Origin of the sequence: Sphingopyxis sp. MWB1 (assembly GCF_000763945.1) — a bacterium.
In the GTDB taxonomy this organism is placed as follows: Bacteria; Pseudomonadota; Alphaproteobacteria; order Sphingomonadales; family Sphingomonadaceae; genus Sphingopyxis.
In genome coordinates, this window is record NZ_JQFJ01000002.1 from 839,066 (window position 1) to 856,056 (window position 16,991).

Here is a 16,991-nt window from a genome sequence, read left to right on the forward strand (position 1 = left end):
CGCGAAAGCAGGTCAGGCGATGGGAGGACGCAAATTGGGATCGATCAGCGACTGCGGAGAGAAAATATCCGAATGGACGAACGGCGCACCCGCCCTCGCCCCCAAGTCATCGGAGTGCTGATTGCCGAACAGATCGCCCTGATGGTGACCGTGACACCCGCCATGAGCATGAACCCCATGCTGTTCCTGATCGGGCGCGGGATCGCTGTCGCCATGGACCGCCAGATCGGCCGAAACGCTCTCGAGGCAAAGTTCCGCCGTCTCGCCAGCATGCGCAAGCGTTCCCACCGCGATGGTAAAGAGAGCAAGCATCCCGACAAGAGCACGCCACAGCGAAGTCATGCGTACGCTATAACGAAAGCGCGACGCGCTGTCACTTACCCACATGATCATGGCCACCCGCGCCGACGAAAAGCAGGTATCGGGAGGCGAGCCCGGCGCGATGAAGCCAGGCTTCTCCCCTGAACAGAATATTCTTGCGAACGATTCTGAATATTCGCTTTACCTCAATCTAGGTTCAGCTTTTATGAGGGCGCTTCCTGATTCCAATGGGGAGCCCATCCTTGCATATGACCTTGAAAGAGGCCGCGCCAAAGCGTGCCCTGACATGGCGGCAGGCCGTAATGGCGCTGGCGCTGATCGCCTTTCTCTTCCTCTCTCTGTTTGTCTGGCGCGGGTGGCGCAATGCTGCCCCGGCGGAGGCTGCACAGCCCCCAACCGCGGTGGCGGCCATGGTTGTACAGCCGCGCGCCATTCCCGCCGCACTGGAGGCGGTCGGGTCGCTCCGCGCGGTGCAGGAGGTGATGCTGGCCCCCGAAGTGGCCGGGCGCGTCACCGCCATCCGCTTTCGCCCCGGCGCGCATGTGCGGGCGGGCACTCCGCTTGTCCAGCTTTACGACGGCCCCGAACGTGCTGACCGCGCCGCCGCGCTGGCGCGGGTCGAACTCGCGCGGCTCGACCTTGCGCGCACCCGCGAACTGGTGCCGACCGGGGCCGAATCGCAGGCGCTGCTCGACCAGCGCCGCGCCGAATATGCGCAGGCGATGGCCGCCGTGCGGCAGATTGACGCACGCATCGCGCAAAAGCGGGTCGCAGCGCCCTTTTCGGGGCAGATCGGCGTTCGCAAGATCAACAAGGGGCAATATCTGAACCCCGGCGACCCAGTGGCGTCGCTGACCGCGCTCGACCGCCTCTATGCCGATTTCACCGTGCCGCAGCAGCAACTGGCGCAGTTGAAGATCGGCGGAACGGTACGGCTGACATCGGACGCCTGGCCGGAGCACGAATTTACCGCCCGCGTCAGCACGATCGAACCACGCATCGGCGAGGACAGCCGCAATGTGCTGGTGCAAGCGATATTGCCCAACCCCGGCCATCGGCTGCGCCCCGGCATGCATGTCAGCGTAGCGCTGGAACTGCCGCCGGAGAAAAATGCGCTGCTGGTGCCCATGACCGCCGTTCAGACATCGGCGTCCGGCGACAGCGTGACCGTCATTCGCGGACCCAGGGCGCAGCGCGAAGGCAAGGCCGAGATGGTCCCCGTCACCACCGGGCGCCGGATCGGCGATCATGTCGTGATCACCAAGGGGCTGAAAGGCGGCGATGTCGTCGTCACCGAAGGCCAGATCCGCGTTCAGCCGGGTGCGCCCGTACGGGTGACCCGCACGCCCCCCGCTCCCACCGCCGCCAAGGCCGCGGCTGCGAAGGAATAACCGCCCCATGCATTTTACCGATCTGTTTATCCGGCGGCCGATATTGGCCGTCGTCGTCAGCCTGCTGATCCTGCTGGTCGGGGGGGCCTCGGTCTTTCTGCTGCAGGTGCGCGAATATCCCAATATGGAAAGCGCGACGATCGTCGTCAGCACATCCTATCCCGGCGCGACGCAGGATGTGATGCAAGGTTTTGTCACCACCCCCATCGCCCAGGCCATCGCCACCGCCAATGGCATTGAGTATCTGACCTCCACATCCTCGCAGGGGCGCAGCGAGATCAAGGCGAAGCTGGTGCTGAACGCCGATGCCGACCGGTCGATGACCGAGATATTGGCCAAGGTCCAGCAGGTGCAATATCGCCTGCCCACCGGCGCCAATGACCCGGTGATCAACAAGATCACCGACGGCGCATCGGCGGTGCAATATATCGCTTTTCGCAGCAAAAGCCTGTCGATCCCGCAGATCACCGATTTCGCCACGCGCGTCGCGCAGCCGTTGATCACGGCGGTTCCCGGCGTGGCGTCGGCCGACATCAGCGGCGGGCAGACGCTGGCGATGCGCGTGTGGCTCGATCCCGACAAGCTGGCGGCACGCGGGCTTTCGGCGGGCGAAGTCGCGGCGGCGCTGCGCGCCAATAATGTGCAGGCCGCGCCGGGGCAGCTGAAAGGCGCATCGACCGCGATCAACATCACGGCGGCGACCGACCTCAGCAACCTTGATGATTTTCGCGCCATGGTCGTGAAGAGCGGCACCGACGGTCCGGTGCGGCTGCGCGATATTGCGACGCTGGAGATTGGCGGGCAAAATTATGACAGCAGCGCCACCAGCATGGGCGGCCCCGCCGTGTTCATCGCCATTTCGCCGACGCCCGATGGCAATCCGCTGGAAATCGTCCGCAATGTGAAGGCCTTGCTGCCCGACATTCAGCGCGTTGCCCCGGCGGGACTGACGGTGGTGAGCCAGTTTGACGTCGCCCATTTCGTCAATGCTTCCATTGATGAAGTCAGCCGCACGCTTCTCGAAGCCGTGCTGATCGTCGTTCTGGTCATTTTCCTGTTCCTGGGGTCGCTGCGCGCGGTGATCATTCCGGTGGTGACCATCCCCCTGTCGCTGGTGGGCACGGCGGCGTTGATGCTGGCCTTTGGCTTTTCGTTCAACCTGCTGACCCTGCTCGCCATGGTGCTCGCCATCGGGCTGGTGGTCGATGACGCGATTGTCGTCGTTGAAAATATCCATCGCCATATCGAAGAAGGCCTGTCGCCGGTGCGCGCCGCGCTGATCGGCGCGCGCGAGATCGTCGGGCCAGTGATTGCCATGACGATCACCCTTGCCGCCGTTTACACCCCCATCGGCCTGATGGGCGGGCTGACCGGGGCGCTGTTTCGCGAGTTCGCCTTCACTCTCGCCGGGGCGGTGATCGTATCGGGGGTCGTCGCACTGACCCTGTCACCGATGATGAGCAGCTTTCTGCTCAAGGATAATATGCATGCGGGCAAGCTGTCACGGCGTATCGAAGCCGTGATGGAGCGGACGACGAGTGGCTATGAAAGGCTGCTCGGCAAAACGCTCGCCGCGCGGGGCGCGGTGCTGATGGTTGGGGCCGGGGTCTTGCTGGGCATTGCCCTGCTCTTTTCCGGGGCGCGGCGCGAACTCGCCCCGCCGGAGGATATGGGCTATATCTTCGTCCAGACCAAGGCGCCCCAATATGCGAATGCGGATTATAGCGCGCGCTTTACCGAAGAAGTCGAGCGGATATTCGCGGCGATTCCCGAATATGCGGCCAGTTGGTTCGACGTGGGCATGGGCGGCGCCAATAATGGCTTTGGCGGCATCGAACTTTCCGAATGGGCCGAGCGCGAGCGCAGCGCCGACGAGATTCAGGCCGAAATCAATGCCAAGGGCGCCGCGATCACCGGTGTTTACGCCACCGCCTTTCAGCCTGCGCCGCTGCCTGCGGGAAGCGGGGGATTGCCGGTGCAGATGGTCATTCGTTCATCCGATGACTTTGGGACCATTCACCAGACGCTGGAAAAGGTGAAAGGTGCAGCATGGGGAAGCGGCCTGTTCGTCTTTGTCGATGGCGACCTTGCCTTTGACAGCCCGGAGGCCCGCGTTACCGTTGATCGTGAAAAGGCCGGTCAGATCGGTGTGTCCATGGATGCGATCGCCGGCACTCTCGCTACCTTGGTCGGTGAAAATTACGTCAACCGGTTCAACTGGTATGACCGATCCTATGATGTCATCGCACAGGTTCCACAAAAGGAACGGCTGACCCCCCAAAATCTGGGCGAATATCATGTAAAGACCGCGTCTGGGGCGCTGGTGCCGCTGGCGACGGTGGCGCGCGTCGATATGCGCCCGCAGGCCAATCTCCTGCCCCAGTTCAACCAGATGAACGCCGCGACCCTGTCGGCGGTGCTCGCGCCCGGGGTGACGATGGGCGAAGCAGTTGCTTTTCTGGAAAGCCAGCCGCTGCCGCCCGGCATGACGATCGACTGGTTGTCGGACAGCCGTCAATATGTGCAGGAAGGCGACCGGCTGACCATTTCCTTTGGCTTTGCGCTGATCGTCATCTTTCTGGTGCTGGCCGCGCAATTTGAAAGCTTTCGCGATCCGCTGGTGATCCTCGTCACCGTTCCGCTCGCCATCTGCGGCGCGCTGGTGCCACTCTATCTCGGCTATGCGACGCTCAACATCTACACGCAGATCGGGCTGGTGACGCTGATCGGGCTGATTTCCAAACATGGCATTTTGATGGTGTCCTTTGCCAATGAAATGCAGCAGCGCGAAGGATTAAGCCGCATTGCGGCAATCCAGCGCGCCGCCGCCGTGCGGATGCGGCCCGTGCTGATGACGACGGCGGCGATGGTCGCGGGGTTGGTTCCGCTGCTCTTTGCAAGCGGCGCCGGCGCGGCGAGCCGTTTCGCCATCGGCATTGTCGTCGTCACGGGAATGCTGGTGGGCACCTTGTTCACCCTGTTCGTGCTGCCCACCATCTACAGCTTTGTCGCCCGCGATCACCGCGCGGCGGCGGAAAGCGACCGGGCGCAGCAAATCGCCAGTTCGGAGATGGTCCATGCGTAAATTTGCTTCTCTTTCCCTCCCCTTATTGTTGCTCGGCGCCTGTGCAGCGGGGCCGGACTATCATCCGCCTGTCCCGCCCTCCGCCGTTGCCGCCGGGGCTTTTACCGCCGCGTCGGACGCGGTCAGCGCCGATCAGCCGCGCGGCGACTGGTGGCGGCTATATGACGATCCCGCGCTCGACCGCATTGTTACCCGCGCGCTGGCCGCCAACAGCGACCTGCGCGTTGCGGCGGCCAATCTGGCGCGCGCCGAAGCCGTGCTGCGTGAAAGCGGCGCGGCGCGGCTCCCCGCAACAAATATCAGCGGGGGTGCGGCCTATGGCGATGGCGGCGGTGGTCAGGCCGGAAGCGTCGGCGGCGACAACAGCCAATGGTCCTTTGCAGGAAGTGCGGGCCTCTCGTGGGAAGTCGATCTGGCGGGTCGTATCCGCCGCGCCCTCGAAGCCGCCGCTGCCGACCGCGATGCCGTGGCCGCGGCGCGCAATCATGTCGCCGCCACCGTCGCCGCCGAGACGACACGTGCCTATATCGACGCCTGTTCGCTGGCGGAGGCGGCCGCGGTGGCGCGGGCGTCGGTGGCGATTGCCGCCCGCGGACACGATATTGTGGCGGCGCAGGCCCGCTTCGGGAGCGCCGCCCGCTTCGACGTCGAGCGCGCCGCCACCGCGCTCGCCCATGCCCGCGCGCAAGTGCCGCCGATCGACGGTGCGCGCCAGGTCGCCTTGTTCGAACTGGCCGCGCTGATGGGACTTCCCCCGGCGCAAGTGCCGCAGGAAGCGGCGCAATGTGTCCGCACACCCGGCCTGCTTGCGGCCATTCCGGTGGGAAATGGGGCAGGCCTGATCGCGCGGCGGCCCGATATCCGCGAGGCCGAACGCCAGCTTGCCGCCGCAACCGCGCGGATCGGGGTGGCGACCGCCGACCTGTATCCGCGCATCAGCCTGGGCGCGTCCGGCCAATATTTGCGTAGCGACGATGTACGGGGTGGCGATTCCTTTGGCTTTTCATTGGGACCGCTTTTGTCGTGGAGCTTTCCCAACCAAAGGGCCGCGCGGGCGCGGATCGCGCAGGCCGAAGCCGGAAGCCAGGCGGCGCTGGCTATATTCGACGGCGCCGTGCTGACCGCGCTGAAAGAAGCAGAGCAGGCGCTGGCGGCGCTGACTGCAGAGACGGGGCAACAGGCGGCACTGGCCGAAGCGGTGCGCCGGGCCGAGGCGGCACACGATCTCGCCGATCAGCGCTATCGCGCGGGCGCGTCTTCCTATCTCGAATTTCTCGATGCCCAGCGGGCCCTTGTCGAGGCCCGGCACCGGTTGGCGCTTGCCAATCAGGCGCTGGGGTCGGCGCGGGTCGATCTGTTCAAGGCATTGGGCGGCGGCTGGCAGGCGCTGCCAGCCACCACCTCCGCCGCTTCTACAGGCTCTACTGCTTCCTCCGATTCCGCGCCTGGGGCTAGCTGACAGAGATCAGCAACCCCAGGACGCGGCGACGAGCCGCCCGCGCCCCCTCTCCCCCGGCGGGCGGCTCGTCAGTCGCGCATGGCCTTTATTTCGTCGTCGCGGCCCGTCATTTCCCAGCGAATGAGCGAAATGGGAATCGACCCGGCGGCGCGGAAACGGTCGTGGAAGCGCTTGATGTCAAACGCCTCCCCTTCCTGCATCGCGACGTCGGCGAGCAATTTTTCCAGTTCGACCTTGCCCAGATAATAGCCGATGCCATAGCCCGGCTGGCGCAGGTAAAGCTCGATATCGAACTGGGCGACGGCATCGCCCGGCTTCATCCATTTGGGGGTCCGCGCGATCAGCGAAGCATTGGCCTCCGCCCAGGTCCATTCATTCGCCTGCATTTTAATCTCTGGCAAAACGCGCGCGGCGCGCTTGGCGCCCAATATATAGTCGATCTCGCGCGTTTTGGGGCGGTCGTCGAGAAAGCCTGCCTGCAGGATCATTTCCTCAAGGTAAAAGGCCCAGCCTTCATTGCGGACGCCGTTGACGAAGAAGAGGCGCGGCTGCCCCCGGATCGGGCGGGTATCGCGCGCGGCCTGAAGCGCGTCAAAGGCGTGGCCGGGCAGATTATGCGCGCGCAAGGGCCGGCCATCGCGAAACTCGGCCTGAAAGAAGAAATGGAGATCGAGCGGCGGATCGAACAGGCCGGGTTTGGAAGGGTCCTTTTCAAAGGGGAATTGATAAGGCCCCTCCTCCGGATCGTGCCGGACATAATCGGGGATGGTCACCCAATCGCCTTCGCGCAGGAAACGGAGCAGATCCTCATCCTCGCCCCTGCGCTTGGCATCAAATTCTTCGCGGGTCGCGACCGGATCGGGCATGGGAATGTCGCGGTTCCTATGCTCTTCGATCTTGAGGAAAGCGATCTGCCGCTGATATTCGCGCTCGCCGATCAGCGCCACTTCCTCCGGCGTATAAGGAAGGAGGAGGACGTTCTTCAGATACCAGGCATAATTGTCACGCCCGACGCCGCCATGCGCGGGAAGACCAGCCTCTATGCTTTCGAGCCAGCGCTTGAAATCGGCGGCGGCCGCCTGTGCGCGGCGGGCGGGCGCGGCCAGTTCGGGCTGCACTTTTTGGGCGCGGGCGGCGAGTTCGCCAAAGACATTCACCTCCACCTGTTTCTGGGTGATGGCCAGCCGGGCAAGATCGCCGCGCGCATCGGTGAGCTGGCTTCGCGCCTGGCGCAGCGCCTGTGGCACCGCATCAAGTTGGGCACGAAATGCGGCCAGCTTGTCAGCGGGAAGCGGCAGGTCGGGAATGGCGAAAGCGCCATGCATTTTCGGCCCGAAACCAAGGTTCGTCACGCTGTAGAAGGCGGGATCGCGCTTCCACGGCTGGGTGACGCGGTGCTGAAATTCAAGGCCGCGCATTTCAGCAAGGACAAGGGCGTAATCGACCCGCTGGTCGATGGGCCACTGGCTGTCGTCGATGGCGCGAAGGCGCGCCTGAAACTGCTTTAGTCCTTCATAATGGCGCACCATGGCGACGGGCGAATAATCGGGCACCCCCTGCTTCATCGGCGGGGGAACGAAGGCGCGAAACTCGCGGTAGAGGCCGACGAGCGCGTCATAGTCCGACGCAGCGCTGGCGGCTTCCTTCGCCAGCGCGGACGATGGTAACGCCAGCGCCGGGAGCGCTGCACCCAGCAGTGCAGCCGCGAGATAGCGGTATCTCTTCTTCATCATTGTCATTCCCCTCCCGGCCCCGCGCCTTTTAGCGGGCGTTGAAAAAGCGGCTGAGCCTCTCCATCGCTTCGGCCACCCTTGCTTCGGATTCCGATCCGAAACACACACGTAAATGCCCCTCGCCCGCCGGGCCATAGAAGCTGCCCGCTTCGACGACCACATGCGCTTCATGCAAAATGGCGGTCGCCAGTTCCTGCGAGCTGCGCCCGGTGCCGCTGATGTCGGGAAAGGCATAGATGGTGCCTTCGGGCTCGGCGCAGGTGACGCCGGGCATCTGGTTCAGCGCCTGGACGACGATATCGCGCTTGCGCCGGTCGGCCTCGACCATCGCCAGCATGGCATCCTGAGGCCCCTCGACCGCGGCGCGCGCGCCTTCCTGCACGAAGACATTGACGTGCGTCACCTCGGTCATCGCCATGCGCAGAATCGCGGGCATCAGCGCGGCGTCGGCGGTGAGATAACCGATACGCCAGCCGTCCATCGAATAGGCCTTGGTAAAGGCAAAGCAGGTGATGGTGCGTTCGCGCATCCCCGGCAGGCTGCCGATGCTGATATGCTCTGCGCCGCCATAGGTGATATATTCATAGACCTCGTCGGACAGGACGAGCAGATCATGTTCGATGGCAAGGTCGGCGACATGCTGCAATTCTTCGCGGCTGTAAACACGGCCCGTGGGATTCGCCGGGTTGACGAGCACGATCATCCGGGTGCGGCCTGTAATCTTTGCCGCGATCGCTTCTTTTGAAATGGCGAAATCATTGGCCTTGTCGAGCTGGGCGATCACCACCTTACCCCCCGCCACTTCGGTCTTGCCGATATGCTGGGGATAATAGGGATCGAGCAGGATCACCTCATCGCCGGGATCAATCGCCGCCATGAAAGCCGCATAGGAGGCATGGGTCAGCCCGTTGGTGACGAGTATTTCATCCACGCCATAGTCGAGCCGGTTGAAGGCCGAGAGCTTTTTGGCCAGCGCCTCGCGAAACGAGAGGGTGCCACGAAAATCGCCATAATGAACGATGCCGGCATCGAGCGCCGCCTTGGTCGCGTCCTTGATATGGGCGGGCGTGTCCGCATGGGGGCGCCCGAATTCAAGGTGGATGAGATCGACGCCCTGCGCGTCGAGCTTTGCCGCCTCTTCATACATGCCGAAACTTTTCTTCGATCCGGTTGCCAGGCGGTCAGCGGGCCATTTCATCCATCTTCTCCTCGTCCGAGTCTTTCCTACATGTGAATAATTGCGTGATATACGATATTTCAAGCTTAAAATTTTAGGCTTGAAGCATCTGCTTTCACTCCATAGGATCGCGGGCCATAGAGTCGCAGACAGGATGGAGAGTGCCCCGTGAAGATCGCATGCGTGGGTGGCGGCCCGGCCGGCCTCTATTTCGCCATTTCAATGAAATTGCGCAATGCGGCGCACCAGATCGACGTGTTCGAGCGGAACCGCGCCGATGACACATTTGGCTGGGGCGTCGTCTTTTCCGACCAGACGGTCGAAAATCTGATGGCCAATGATCCGGTAAGCGGCGCGACGATCCGCGAGGAATTCGCCCATTGGGACGATATCGACGTGCATATTCATGGCGAGCGCATCCGCTCATCGGGCCATGGCTTCATCGGCATCGGGCGCAAAAGGCTGCTCGCCATCCTGCAGGAACGGGCGCGCGAATTGGGGATCGGCCTGCATTTCGAACAAGAAGTCAGCGCCAACCCTGCCGACTGGGCCGATTATGATCTGGTTATCGCCGCCGATGGCGCGAACAGCCGCATTCGCACCGCCCATGCCGAACATTTCGATGTCGATATTCAGATGCGGCGCAACAAATTCTTCTGGTTCGGGACGAAGCAGCAGTTCGACGCCTTCACCTTTGCCTTTGAAGAGACGGAAGCCGGCTGGGTGTGGGCCCATGCCTATCGCTTTGACGATGACCTTTCGACCTTCATCGTCGAGATGGAGCCGGAAACATGGGAGAAGCTGGGCCTCGACACGATGGACCAGCCCGAGGCGATTGCGCTGTGCCAGGATATTTTCGCCAAATATCTGAATGGCAATGAGCTTATGTCGAACGCCCGGCACTTGCCGGGGCCGCAGGCGTGGCTGAATTTCCGGCGGATCATCACCGGCCGCTGGTCTTATGACAAATTCATCCTGCTGGGCGATGCCGCGCATACCGCCCATTTTTCGATCGGATCGGGAACCAAGCTGGCGCTGGAAGATGCCATCAAGCTGGCCGAGGTGCTCAATCGTCCCCGGCTGGGCCGGGCGGCGGCGCTGGAGGAATATCAGGCCGAACGCAATATCGAGGTGTTGAAGCTGCAGAATAGCGCGCGCAATTCGACCGAATGGTTTGAGACGCTGCACCGCTACCTGCCCTTCCAGCCGATCCAGTTCGCTTATTCGCTGCTCACCCGGTCGCAGCGGGTCAGCCATGAAAATCTGCGGCTGCGCGACAAGGGCTGGCTCGAGGGGGTCGAGCGCTGGTTTCAGGCGCAGGCGCCCGGCGGGAAGACGCACGACGAGGCCGCGCCGCCCCTGTTCGCCCCCTATAAGCTGCGCGAGATGATGCTTGCCAATCGCATCGTTGTATCGCCCATGGCGATGTATTCGGCGAAGGACGGCACGCCCGATGATTTCCACCTCGTCCATTATGGCGCGCGGGCGCAGGGCGGCGCGGGGCTGGTTTATACCGAAATGACCTGTGTGTCGCCCGAAGCGCGCATCACCCCCGGATGCCCCGGCATGTATGCGCCGGACCATGCCGCGGCTTGGCGAAGGATCACCGATTTCGTTCATACCCACAGCCAGGCGAAAATCTGCCTGCAGCTCGGCCATTCGGGCGCCAAGGGATCGACCAAAATCGGCTGGGAAGGCATGGACGAACCGCTGGATGACGGCAATTGGCCGCTGATCGCCGCCTCTGACGTGCCGTGGAGCGCGAACAATCAGACCCCGCGCCCGATGACGCGGGAGGATATGGATATGGTGCGCGACCAATTTGTCGCCGCCACCCATATGGCGATTTACGCCGGGTTCGACATGATCGAAATGCACGCCGCGCACGGCTATCTCCTCTCCAGCTTTATCACCCCGCTGCTCAACCGCCGCAGCGACGAATATGGCGGAAGCCTCGAAAACCGGCTGCGTTTCCCGCTGGAAGTCTTTCGCGCGATGCGCGCCGCCTGGCCCGCCGACCGGCCGATGTCGGTGCGCATTTCGGCGAATGACTGGATGGGCGAGGCCGGGGTCACCCCCGATGAAGCGGTGCGGATCGCCGAAGCCTTTGAAGCGGCGGGCGCTGACCTGATCGACGTGTCGGCGGGGCAGACCTGGGCCGAGTGCAAGCCTGTTTATGGCCGCATGTTCCAGACGCCTTTTGCCGACCAGATTCGCAATGAAGCGCGGGTTTCGACGATGGCGGTGGGTAATATCTTTGAAACCGACCATGCCAATTCGATCCTCGCCGCGGGACGCGCCGATCTGGTCGCCATTGGCCGCCCGCATATGATCGACCCGATGTGGACGTTGCGCGCGGCGGCACAGCATGATTATCGCGGTGCCAATGTTCCGCCCAATTATCAGGCAGGAATGGCGCAGCTTGGCCGCAATCTGAAGCGCGCGGCCGAACAGGAAGCGGCGTTGAGGGGATAGGCCATGCAGCTCAAAAAATGCCATGCCGTGGTGACGGGGGGCGGATCGGGAATCGGCGCGGCCATTGCCTGTGCTCTGAGCGATGCGGGCGCCTCGGTCACGCTGGTCGGGCGTCGGCGCGCGGCGCTGGAAGCGGTCGCCGCGACGCTGAGCGGCCCCTTTCACCTCGCCCCCGCCGATGTGAGCGATCGCCCCTCGGTCGACGCCGCCTTTGCCGCCGCGCGCGAGGCGATGGGGCCGATCACCATATTGATCAACAATGCCGGGGTCGCCCCCAGCGGCCCTTTTGCCAAGGCGAGCCTCGACGACTGGCGCGCGGCGATGGGGGTCAATCTCGATGCGCTGTTCCATTGCTGTCAGGCGGCGCTGCCCGACCTGCTCGCCGCGGACGCGGGCCGCATCATCACCATTGCCTCGACCGCCGGGGTCAAGGGCTATGCCTATACCGCCCCCTATGTTGCGTCCAAACATGGCGCAGTGGGGCTGATGCGGGCGCTCGCCACCGAATATGCGACCACCGGCCTGACCGCCAACGCCGTCTGCCCCGGCTTTACCGATACCGATATCGTCGCGCACGCCGTCGATAATATTCAGGCGAAGACCGGCCGCAGCGCCCAAGAAGCGCGCGCCGAACTGGCGCGGTTCAACCCGCAGAAGCGGCTGATCGAACCCAAGGAAGTGGCCGAGACCGTGCTGTGGCTGTGTCAGGCATCAAGCCGGTCGATCACCGGACAGGCAATCATGGTCGCGGGCGGAGAAGTGATGTGAGCAAAGCCCCGGCGATACGCGAAAAGCATGACGGTGAACTCGACGAGCGCGGCAGCGTCAAATTATGGCTGCGCCTCCTGACCTGTGCGACGGTGATCGAGAAGCGGCTGAAGCGCGGCTTTGCCGATCAATATGACATCACCCTGCCCCGCTTTGACGTGATGGCGGCGCTCGACCGCAATCCGCAGGGCATGACCATGGGGCAATTGTCGCAGGCGCTGCTGGTTTCGAACGGCAATGTCACCGGCGTCGTCCAGACGCTGATGCGCGATCGCTATGTCAGCATCGCCCCCTCCCCCACCGATGGCCGCTCGTCGATCGTGCGGCTGTCGCAGGAGGGGCGCGAATGTTTCGCCGGGCTGGCCGAGGCGCATCATCGCTGGGTGGAGCAGATGCTGGGCGGGCTTTCCGCCGAAGAGCGCGCCGCGCTCTATGACCTGCTCGGGTCGCTCAAACATTCCCTTGCCACCGATCATCAGGAGGAAAAGATATGAACCCCCAGGATTTTGCTCCGGCACATTTCGGCTGGCATTTCGATGCGGGCGTCGCAACGGTTACGCTGAACCGGCCCGAGCGCAAAAACCCCCTCACCTTTGAAAGCTATGCCGAACTGCGCGACATGTTTCGCGCGCTCGTCTATGCAAAGGATGTGAAGGTGGTGATCGTCACCGGCGCCGGCGGCAATTTCTCCTCCGGCGGCGATGTGCACGAAATTATTGGCCCGCTCACCAAAATGGCGATGCCCGAACTGCTCGATTTCACGCGGATGACCGGCGATCTGGTCAAGGCGATGCGCGCCTGTCCGCAGCCGGTCATTGCCGCCATCGACGGCATTTGCGTCGGCGCGGGCGCGATCATGGCGATGGCGTCGGATCTGCGGATCGCCACCCCTGCGGCCAAGACCGCCTTTCTGTTCACCCGCGTCGGGCTGGCGGGATGCGATATGGGCGCCTGCGCCATCCTGCCGCGCATCATCGGTCAGGGCCGCGCGTCGGACCTTCTTTATACCGGCCGTATGATGAGCGCCGAGGAAGGCGAACGCTGGGGCTTTCACAACCGTATCGTCGAGGGCGATGCGCTGATGGACGAGGCGATCAAGCTGGCACGCACGCTCGCCGCCGGCCCCACTTTCGCCCATGGCATCACCAAAACCCAGCTCAGCACCGAATGGGCCGTAAGCGTAGACACAGCGATAGAAATGGAAGCCCAGGCCCAAGCCATCTGCATGGCGACGCAGGATTTCCGCCGCGCGTTCGAAGCCTTTGCCGCCAAGCGCAATCCGGAATTTGAGGGCAACTGATGACCGACAAAAGCTTTCTCGACTGGCCTTTCCTCGATGATAGCCACCGCCGCCTTGCCGCCGAGCTTGATGATTGGTGCACCGCGTATGTCAGCGACAGCCATTCGGACGATGTCGATGGCGATTGCCGCGCGCTGGTGCGGGCGCTGGGTGAGGCTGGCTGGCTGCGCTATTGCGTTCCTGCGGCTTATGGCGGGGTGCATGAGGCGCTCGATATCCGCTCGCTGGCGCTGATCCGCGAGACGCTGGCGCGCCATTCGGGCCTCGCCGATTTTGCCTTTGCCATGCAGGGGCTGGGATCGGGAACGATCAGCCTGTTCGGCACCGAGGCGCAGAAGCAGGCCTATCTGCCCGAGGTCGCAGCGGGACGGAAAATCGCGGCCTTTGCGCTGACCGAACCTGCATCGGGATCCGACGTCGCGTCGATGGAGACGACCGCCACGCGCACCGCCGGGGGCTTTGTCGTCAATGGCGCCAAAACCTATATCTCCAATGGCGGCATCGCCGATTATTATGTGCTGTTCGCGCGTACCGGCGAAGCGCCGGGGGCCAAGGGCGTTTCCGCCTTCATCGTCGATGCCGACACGCCGGGTCTGACAGTGACCGAGCGCATTGCAGTCATCGCGCCGCATCCGCTCGCGACGCTGGATTTTACCGACATGGCGTTGCCACAAAGCGCGTTGCTGGGTGAGGCGGCGCGGGGGTTCGCGCAGGCGATGGCGACACTCGACATTTTCCGGACCACTGTGGGGGCTGCCGCGCTGGGCTTTGCGCGCCGCGCGCTCGATGAGGCGACAGCGCGGGCAAAAACCCGGCGACTGGGCGATGGCACCCTCGCCGATAATGCGGTCACCCAGTCGAAGCTCGCCGAGATGGTCCTCGACGTCGATACATCGGCGTTGCTCATCTATCGCGCCGGCTGGCTGCGCGATGTGCGCGGGACACGCAACACACGCGAAGCCGCGCTCGCCAAGCTGCATGCGACCGACAGCGCGCAGGCGGTAATCGACAAGGCGGTGCAGATGTTTGGCGGGCTGGGCGTCACCGTCGGCACCCCCGTCGAGGCGCTTTATCGCGAGGTGCGCGCGCTGCGTATCTATGAAGGCGCGTCGGAGGTGCAGAAAATCGTGATCGCGCGCCAGCATCTGGCTGAGGCCGCCCGCTGAATTTTCATCGGCCCTTGAACAAGGAAAAGACATGACCGTTCACCCCGCCCTGCTTCCCCCCGGATGGCCGCGCCCGCGCGGCTATGCCAATGCCATCATGGCGAGCGGCCGCACCATCTATACCGCCGGGGTCGTCGGCTGGGATGCCGAGGAAAAATTCCCCTGCACCGACCTTGCAGGCCAGTTCCGTCAGGTCGTCGAGAATACGCTGGCCATATTGGCCGAAGGCGGCGCAGGGCCAGAACATATTGCGCGCATGACCTGGTATATCACCAGCCGCGCCGAATATCTGGACAGCCTGCCCGAGATTGGCGCCATTTATCGCGAGTTGATCGGCAAGAATTTCCCGGCCATGGCGGTTGTCGAAGTCACCGCGCTGGTCGAAGCCGAAGCCAAGATCGAGATTGAAACCATCGCGGTTGTCCCCGAAGCAGCCTGATAACCGACATAAAGGATTGATCCCATGCAGAGTTTCGACTGGGCCGACCCCTTCCGCCTCGACGCGCAGCTTGAAGATGATGAGCGGATGATCCGCGACACGGCGCGCGCCTATGCCCAGGACAAGCTGGCGCCGCGCGTCATCGACGCCTTTGCCCAGGAACATACCGACCCCGCCATTTTCGCCGAAATGGGCGAGCTTGGCCTGCTCGGCCCCACCATTCCCGAAGCCTATGGCGGCGTGGGCGCTTCCTATGTCGCCTATGGGCTGGTTGCGCGCGAGGTTGAGCGCATCGATTCCGGCTATCGGTCGATGATGAGCGTTCAGTCGAGCCTCGTCATGTATCCCATCCACGCTTTTGGCAGCGAAGAGCAGAAGCAACGCTATCTGCCCAAGCTGGCGCGCGGCGAATGGATCGGCTGTTTCGGGCTGACCGAACCTGATGCGGGGTCCGACCCCGGCGGCATGCGCACGCGGGCGACCAAAACCGACGGCGGCTATCGCCTGAACGGGGCCAAGACCTGGATTTCCAACTCACCCATCGCCGACGTCTTTGTCATCTGGGCCAAGTCCGACGCGCATGACGGCGCGATCCGTGGCTTTGTGCTCGAAAAGGGCATGAAAGGCCTGTCGGCGCCCAAGATCGAAGGCAAGCTGAGCCTGCGCGCCTCCATCACCGGCATGGTGGTAATGGAAGATGTCGAAGTGCCCGAAAGCGCGTTGCTGCCCGACGTGTCGGGACTGAAAGGCCCCTTTTCTTGCCTCAACCGCGCGCGTTACGGGATCAGCTGGGGCGCGATGGGCGCGGCGGAATTCTGCTTTCACGCCGCGCGCCAATATGGGCTGGAGCGCTACCAGTTCGAACGTCCGCTGGCCGCGACACAGTTGTTCCAGAAAAAGCTCGCCGATATGGAAACCGACATCGCCCTGGGGCTGCAGGCGAGCCTGCGCGTCGGGCGCTTGATCGACAGCGGCGAATTTGCGCCCGAGATGATCTCGATCGTCAAGCGTAACAATGTCGGCAAGGCGCTCGATATCGCGCGCATGGCCCGCGACATGCATGGCGGCAATGGCATCAGCGGCGAATATCAGGTGATCCGCCATGCGATGAATCTGGAAACGGTGAACACCTATGAAGGCACGCATGATGTTCATGCGTTGATCCTGGGCCGCGCGATTACGGGGATTGCGGCCTTCTGATCGGATGGGGCGCGGGGGGAATGGCGGGAAGCGCCCTCCCCCCTCTTGCCAGCGCGCTCAAGCTGTGGCAGGGGCGCGCTTCCCCAATCGGGGGCGCTTAGCTCAGTTGGTAGAGCATCTCGTTTACACCGAGAGGGTCGGCGGTTCGAGCCCGTCAGCGCCCACCATCTTTCCCCTCACGATAATGGCGGAGAGCGCGCCTTAGCGTTGCTCGTTGCGTTCGATCGCCTCGAGAACGCGCGCCGCTTCGCTCGGGGTTATCCGCCATTGTTCGCACAGGAGCGCCTGTGCCTCGTCCCATTCACCGCGGCGGAGCATCCCGCGAATAATATCTTCGTCTATTTCCCGGCGCAGCGGAGGCCGGCGAAACGGGGGCAGCATGTCCACCCCCGCCCGTTGCCGCAAATAGCCTGCCAGCAAGAAACCGCATATCAGGCCGAGGACGAAAAAGATTATTGCTCCCATCGTCCCCGTCCC

At 63.5% G+C, this 16,991-nt stretch carries 14 protein-coding genes and 1 tRNA gene; 11 read left to right on the forward strand and 4 right to left on the reverse strand.

Translation table 11 applies throughout. The features are described 5' to 3' along the window. Positions 1–12 precede the first annotated feature (12 nt). Positions 13–342 carry a hypothetical protein gene (locus JV18_RS14605; RefSeq protein WP_144243864.1) on the reverse strand — a complete coding sequence of 110 codons (330 nt, stop codon included), beginning with the start codon at positions 340–342 and terminating at the stop codon, positions 13–15. A gap of 227 nt (positions 343–569) precedes the next feature. On the opposite strand from JV18_RS14605, the gene JV18_RS0104900 reads away from it, so the two are divergent. The 3 genes from JV18_RS0104900 to JV18_RS0104910 are packed head-to-tail and all read left to right on the forward strand — an operon-like array spanning position 570 to position 6,256. After that, positions 570–1,712, forward strand: coding sequence for an efflux RND transporter periplasmic adaptor subunit (locus JV18_RS0104900; protein ID WP_052071742.1), 1,143 nt, complete (start codon positions 570–572; stop codon positions 1,710–1,712). A gap of 7 nt (positions 1,713–1,719) precedes the next feature. Further along, positions 1,720–4,797 (forward strand): efflux RND transporter permease subunit, encoded by a 3,078-nt coding sequence (locus JV18_RS0104905; protein ID WP_033073640.1) that lies wholly within the window; start codon positions 1,720–1,722, stop codon positions 4,795–4,797. Then, on the forward strand, positions 4,790–6,256 hold the full coding sequence (locus JV18_RS0104910; RefSeq protein ID WP_033073641.1) for an efflux transporter outer membrane subunit: 1,467 nt from the start codon (positions 4,790–4,792) through the stop codon (positions 6,254–6,256). The genes JV18_RS0104905 and JV18_RS0104910 overlap by 8 nt, the downstream gene beginning before the upstream one ends. 68 nt (positions 6,257–6,324) lie before the next feature. On the opposite strand, the gene JV18_RS0104915 is transcribed toward JV18_RS0104910, so the two are convergent. Both JV18_RS0104915 and JV18_RS0104920 read right to left on the reverse strand, forming a co-directional pair. Then, positions 6,325–7,989 (reverse strand): DUF885 family protein, encoded by a 1,665-nt coding sequence (locus tag JV18_RS0104915; RefSeq protein ID WP_033073642.1) that lies wholly within the window; start codon positions 7,987–7,989, stop codon positions 6,325–6,327. A 28-nt stretch (positions 7,990–8,017) separates the two neighbouring features. Continuing rightward, the gene (locus JV18_RS0104920) at positions 8,018–9,187 is read right to left on the reverse strand and encodes a pyridoxal phosphate-dependent aminotransferase (RefSeq protein WP_033073643.1); all 1,170 of its coding nucleotides are present in this window, start codon (positions 9,185–9,187) and stop codon (positions 8,018–8,020) included. 147 nt (positions 9,188–9,334) lie between these two features. Here JV18_RS0104920 and JV18_RS0104925 point away from each other — a divergent pair, with 147 nt between their 5' ends. The 8 genes from JV18_RS0104925 to JV18_RS0104960 all read left to right on the forward strand — a co-directional run bounded on the left by JV18_RS0104925 (position 9,335) and on the right by JV18_RS0104960 (position 16,681). Beyond that, the gene (locus JV18_RS0104925) at positions 9,335–11,641 is read left to right on the forward strand and encodes a bifunctional salicylyl-CoA 5-hydroxylase/oxidoreductase (RefSeq protein ID WP_033073644.1); all 2,307 of its coding nucleotides are present in this window, start codon (positions 9,335–9,337) and stop codon (positions 11,639–11,641) included. Between the two features lie 3 nt (positions 11,642–11,644). After that, positions 11,645–12,409, forward strand: a complete 765-nt coding sequence (locus JV18_RS0104930) for an SDR family NAD(P)-dependent oxidoreductase (RefSeq protein ID WP_033073645.1) — start codon at positions 11,645–11,647, stop codon at positions 12,407–12,409. Further along, a complete protein-coding gene (locus tag JV18_RS0104935; protein ID WP_033073646.1) occupies positions 12,406–12,903 on the forward strand; it encodes a MarR family winged helix-turn-helix transcriptional regulator in 498 nt (165 codons plus the stop codon). The genes JV18_RS0104930 and JV18_RS0104935 overlap by 4 nt, the downstream gene beginning before the upstream one ends. Further along, positions 12,900–13,709, forward strand: a complete 810-nt coding sequence (locus tag JV18_RS0104940; RefSeq protein WP_033073647.1) for an enoyl-CoA hydratase family protein — start codon at positions 12,900–12,902, stop codon at positions 13,707–13,709. Before JV18_RS0104935 ends, JV18_RS0104940 begins: the two co-directional genes overlap by 4 nt. Continuing rightward, the gene (locus JV18_RS0104945; RefSeq protein WP_033073648.1) at positions 13,709–14,875 is read left to right on the forward strand and encodes an acyl-CoA dehydrogenase family protein; all 1,167 of its coding nucleotides are present in this window, start codon (positions 13,709–13,711) and stop codon (positions 14,873–14,875) included. Before JV18_RS0104940 ends, JV18_RS0104945 begins: the two co-directional genes overlap by 1 nt. Positions 14,876–14,906: 31 nt before the next feature. Beyond that, entirely contained in the window at positions 14,907–15,314 is a 408-nt protein-coding gene (locus JV18_RS0104950; RefSeq protein WP_033073649.1) for a RidA family protein, read from the forward strand. A 24-nt stretch (positions 15,315–15,338) separates the two neighbouring features. Beyond that, on the forward strand, positions 15,339–16,514 hold the full coding sequence (locus JV18_RS0104955; RefSeq protein WP_033073650.1) for an acyl-CoA dehydrogenase: 1,176 nt from the start codon (positions 15,339–15,341) through the stop codon (positions 16,512–16,514). A 91-nt stretch (positions 16,515–16,605) separates the two neighbouring features. Beyond that, positions 16,606–16,681, forward strand: a tRNA-Val gene (locus tag JV18_RS0104960). Positions 16,682–16,715: 34 nt separating this feature from the next. Here JV18_RS0104960 and JV18_RS0104965 read toward each other — a convergent pair. Then, positions 16,716–16,979, reverse strand: coding sequence for a hypothetical protein (locus JV18_RS0104965; RefSeq protein ID WP_033073651.1), 264 nt, complete (start codon positions 16,977–16,979; stop codon positions 16,716–16,718). Positions 16,980–16,991: the final 12 nt, after the last annotated feature.

Excerpts from the sequence above, each read along its gene's own strand:
- JV18_RS0104900 (WP_052071742.1), top strand. The coding sequence starts at position 570 with ATGACCTTGAAAGAGGCCGCGCCAAAGCGTGCCCTGACATGGCGGCAG.
- JV18_RS0104910 (WP_033073641.1), top strand. The coding sequence starts at position 4,790 with ATGCGTAAATTTGCTTCTCTTTCCCTCCCCTTATTGTTGCTCGGCGCC.
- JV18_RS0104940 (WP_033073647.1), top strand. The coding sequence starts at position 12,900 with ATGAACCCCCAGGATTTTGCTCCGGCACATTTCGGCTGGCATTTCGAT.
- JV18_RS0104955 (WP_033073650.1), top strand. The coding sequence starts at position 15,339 with ATGCAGAGTTTCGACTGGGCCGACCCCTTCCGCCTCGACGCGCAGCTT.
- JV18_RS0104950 (WP_033073649.1), top strand. The coding sequence starts at position 14,907 with ATGACCGTTCACCCCGCCCTGCTTCCCCCCGGATGGCCGCGCCCGCGC.
- JV18_RS0104965 (WP_033073651.1), bottom strand. The coding sequence starts at position 16,979 with ATGGGAGCAATAATCTTTTTCGTCCTCGGCCTGATATGCGGTTTCTTG.
- JV18_RS0104945 (WP_033073648.1), top strand. The coding sequence starts at position 13,709 with ATGACCGACAAAAGCTTTCTCGACTGGCCTTTCCTCGATGATAGCCAC.
- JV18_RS0104915 (WP_033073642.1), bottom strand. The coding sequence starts at position 7,989 with ATGATGAAGAAGAGATACCGCTATCTCGCGGCTGCACTGCTGGGTGCA.
- JV18_RS0104905 (WP_033073640.1), top strand. The coding sequence starts at position 1,720 with ATGCATTTTACCGATCTGTTTATCCGGCGGCCGATATTGGCCGTCGTC.
- JV18_RS14605 (WP_144243864.1), bottom strand. The coding sequence starts at position 342 with ATGACTTCGCTGTGGCGTGCTCTTGTCGGGATGCTTGCTCTCTTTACC.
- JV18_RS0104920 (WP_033073643.1), bottom strand. The coding sequence starts at position 9,187 with ATGAAATGGCCCGCTGACCGCCTGGCAACCGGATCGAAGAAAAGTTTC.
- JV18_RS0104930 (WP_033073645.1), top strand. The coding sequence starts at position 11,645 with ATGCAGCTCAAAAAATGCCATGCCGTGGTGACGGGGGGCGGATCGGGA.